4 protein-coding genes are annotated in these 3,652 nt (G+C 70.0%); 3 read left to right on the forward strand and 1 reads right to left on the reverse strand.

The genetic code is table 11. The annotated features are described in order from the left end of the window. On the reverse strand, positions 1 to 291 hold a 291-nt coding region (locus tag G6028_RS10195; protein ID WP_422110532.1), incomplete at its 3' end, for a hydroxyethylthiazole kinase. A gap of 133 nt (positions 292 to 424) precedes the next feature. On the opposite strand from G6028_RS10195, the gene G6028_RS10200 reads away from it, so the two are divergent. The 3 genes from G6028_RS10200 (at position 425) to G6028_RS10210 (ending at position 3,568) form a co-directional block, all read left to right on the forward strand. Next, on the forward strand, positions 425 to 1,426 hold the full coding sequence (locus tag G6028_RS10200; RefSeq protein WP_182658791.1) for an LLM class flavin-dependent oxidoreductase: 1,002 nt from the start codon (positions 425 to 427) through the stop codon (positions 1,424 to 1,426). 92 nt (positions 1,427 to 1,518) lie between these two features. Then, positions 1,519 to 2,727, forward strand: coding sequence for a fatty acid desaturase family protein (locus G6028_RS10205; protein WP_182641392.1), 1,209 nt, complete (start codon positions 1,519 to 1,521; stop codon positions 2,725 to 2,727). Between the two features lie 22 nt (positions 2,728 to 2,749). Then, a complete protein-coding gene (locus G6028_RS10210; RefSeq protein WP_182658792.1) occupies positions 2,750 to 3,568 on the forward strand; it encodes a thioesterase family protein in 819 nt (272 codons plus the stop codon). The last annotated feature ends 84 nt before the right edge of the window (positions 3,569 to 3,652 follow it).

The following is a 3,652-nucleotide window of genomic DNA, read 5'->3' on the forward strand; positions in this document are numbered from 1 at the left end:
GGTGGCGAGCCCGGTGCGCAGCGTCAGACCGCCCACCGCCACCGGATCGAGGACCCACGGCGTGCCGTGCTCCCGCGCCGAGCCGATCGCGGCGTGCATGCCCTCGACCTGCTCGGCTGTCGGGTTGCCCACGTTGACCAGCACTCCGGAGGCGACCGCGGCGAAGTCGGCGGCCTCCTCGGGGTGGTCGACCATCGCGGGAGCCGCACCGGCCGCCAGAAGAACGTCGGCCGTGATCTGGCGGACCACCGAGTTGGTCAGGCAGTGCACGAGCGGTTCGGACCTGCGCATCTCCGAGACCAGGTGCACGATGTCGACGGAACTGGAACTGGAACCGGAGCCGGGTGCGGACATACCCCCAGTGTGCCGCCCCCGGCCGGACACGGGACGGAATAGGTCCCGCGGGGCGTGGGTTGGACCGGTCATGACCCCCTCCCCGATGCCCCTGTCCGTGATCGATTTCGCCTCCGTCCGCCCCGGTCAGTCCGTCGGGGAGGCGCTGCAGGACTCGGTGGCGTTGGCGCGCAGGGCCGAGGAGCTGGACTACGAGAGGGTCTGGTACTCCGAGCACCACAACATGGGGTCCATCGCCTCCTCGGCGCCGGCGGTGCTCATGGCGCACATCGCCTCCCAGACCGAGCGGATCCGCCTGGGCTCCGGTGGGGTGATGCTGCCCAACCACTCGCCGCTCGTGATCGCCGAGCAGTTCGGCACGCTCGCCGAGCTGCACCCGGACAGGATCGATCTGGGGCTGGGGCGCGCGCCCGGCACCGACCAGCAGACGTTCCGCGCCCTGCGTCGCGAGCCGTCGGCCGCCGAGCGCTTTCCCGACGACGTGCGCGAACTGCAGGCCTTCCTGGGGGACTCCCCGTCGGACCTCGCCCGCACCCGCGGGATCATCGCAACCCCGGGCCGGGGCACCAGGGTTCCCCTCTACATCCTCGGATCCTCGTTGTTCGGCGCCCAGCTCGCCGCGAAGTTCGGCCTGCCGTACGCGTTCGCCTCGCACTTCGCGCCCGATGCGCTCGAGCAGGCCTCGGCGGTCTACCGCGACCGGTTCGAGCCCAGCGACCAGCTGGCCGAGCCGTACATGATCGCCGCGGTCAACGTGGTGGCCGACGACGACACCGGGCGCGCGGCCCGCGAACTGCACTGGTACCGCCGCCAGCGCGTCAAGCTCATGGCCGGTCGCGGGCGCCACTTCTCGGACGAGGAGCTGGACATGGTGATGGAGTCGGCCGCCGGTCGCCAGATCCTGCACATGATCACCTACACCGCCGTGGGGGACGGCCCCGAGGTGCGCGACTACCTGCGCGACTTCGCCGGACGCGCGGGCGCGGACGAGCTGATGATCGCCCCCGTGGGGTCGACCCGCGAGCGGGTCCACGGCACGTTGGACGTGCTGCGCCGGGCCTGGAACGACTGAGATGTCGGCGGCCGAGTGCCGTTGGTCACGTATTCCCAGCGCGTGCCTACTCCCGGGTAGCCGTGGGTGCCAGTCAGGCCTAGAGTTGATCCATGGCCATTTCTGATGTAGGCGAGTACGCGCACCTCTCTCCCGAGCAGATCGACGAGCTGGGGCGGGAACTCGACGCGATCAGGGCCGACGTCATCGCCTCTCGCGGGGAGCGGGACTACCGCTACATCCACAGCGTGATCCGGCTGCAGCGGGGGATCGAACTGGGAGCCCGTGCCGTCCTGTATCTCGGCGCCCGCAACCGCACGGCCTGGGCGCTCGGCACGGGAGCCCTGGCCGTCGCCAAGATCCTCGAGAACATGGAGATCGGTCACAACGTCCTGCACGGACAGTGGGACTGGATGAACGATCCGGAGATCCACTCCACCACGTGGGAGTGGGACCTGGTCGGCAGCTCCGCCGACTGGAAGCACACCCACAACTACCTCCATCACAAGTTCACGAACATCGTCGGGCTGGACGACGACGTGGGGTTCGGCGTCCTGCGGGTCACGCGTGACGTGCCGTGGGAGCCCCGGTACTCCGCCAACCTCCTGATCAACACCGTGTTGATGCTGGGGTTCGAATGGGGGATCGGGCTGCAGCACGTCCGGTTCCAGGACGCGTTCCCGGGTTCCGGTGCCACGCCCGCCGACCGCCGTACCGCCAAGGCGTTCCTGCGGAAGGCGGGCAAGCAGGTCCTCAAGGACTACGTCCTGTTCCCCGTGCTCGCGGGGCCGTCCGGCCGGCAGGCGCTCACGGCGACCGTCACCGCGAACATCATCCGCAACATCTGGACCAACGCGGTGATCTTCTGCGGCCACTTCCCGGACGGGGCGGAGAAGTTCACCCCCAAGGACGTGAAGAACGAGACGCAGGCCGAGTGGTACCTGCGCCAGATGCTCGGCAGCGCCAACCTCGACGGCGGCCCCGTCATGAACCTCATGTCGGGCAACCTGTCGTTCCAGATCGAGCACCACATGTTCCCCGACCTGCCGTCCAACCGGTACTCGGAGATCTCGCTGCGGGTCCGGGACCTGTGCGAGCGGTACGACCTGCCGTACGTGAGCGGGCCGCTGTGGAAGCAGTACCTGCAGTCGTGGCGCACCATCGCCCGGCTCTCCCTGCCCGACAAGTACCTGCACCGGACCGCCGACGACGCGGCGGAGACCCGCAGCGAGAAGATGTTCGACCGGATGCCGCAGATGCCGGGCCTGGCGACGGCCCTGGCCGCGTTCCGGAACAAGGGGCGCCCCCAACTGGTCCGCTGACCGCTTTGGCAGACTGTCCGGCATGTCGCTGAAGAGCATGCTGGAGTCCGCCTCGCGCGGCGGGAGCGTCGAGATCACGGACGGTTGGACGCAGGGCCGCGCGATCTACGGAGGCCTGACCGGGGCCCTGCTCCTCGCGTCGATCAAGGGTCGCCTGAAGGACGCGGCCGGGTCGGCGTCGGGGTCTTTACATCCGTTGAGGTCGTTCACCGTCTCGTTCGTCGGTCCCGCCACGCCGGGCCCGGTCGAGGTCCACGCCGAGATCCTGCGGGTCGGGAAGAACGTGACGCAGGCCCAGGCCACGCTGCGGCAGGACGGAGCGATCGTCGCCACGGCGCTCGCGGCGTTCGGGAAGCACCGCGAGTCGACCATCGTCGTGCCCCCGAGGCATCCCATGCCGGAGTTGCCCGAGCCCGGGACCATCGAGCCGTTCCCCTACATCGAGAAGATGACCCCGGAGTTCTACCGGTTCCTCGCGTTGAGGCAGGTCGGCGGCGCCCTACCGTTCAGCGGAGCCGAGACCGGAGACCTCTCGGGCTGGGCGCAGCTGCGCGAGGCCCCGGAGGAGTTCCACGAGGAGCATCTGCTGGTGCTCGCGGACGCGTGGCCGCCCGCGACCATCCAGATGCTGTCCGGGTTCGCACCCGCCAGCAGCCTGACCTGGACGCTGGAGCTGGTGGCGGAGATCGGCCCCGACACGATCCCGCCGGAGGCGCTGTTCGCCTACGAGGCGACCACCGATGCCTCCCGCGACGGGTACGCGCACACCCACGCCATGATGTGGCGACCGGACGGGGCCCTGACGGCGATCAGCCGCCAGACCATCACCGTGTTCGGGTGACGGCCGGCGGCTGATCGGTCGGCGGCGGGACTCAGCCGGCGGCGCGGCTGGCCCTGCGTCGATCGCCGCCACGCGGCTGGCCCG

It is taken from the genome of Dietzia cercidiphylli, from assembly GCF_014145145.1.
GTDB classification, from domain to species: domain Bacteria; phylum Actinomycetota; class Actinomycetes; order Mycobacteriales; family Mycobacteriaceae; genus Dietzia; species Dietzia natronolimnaea.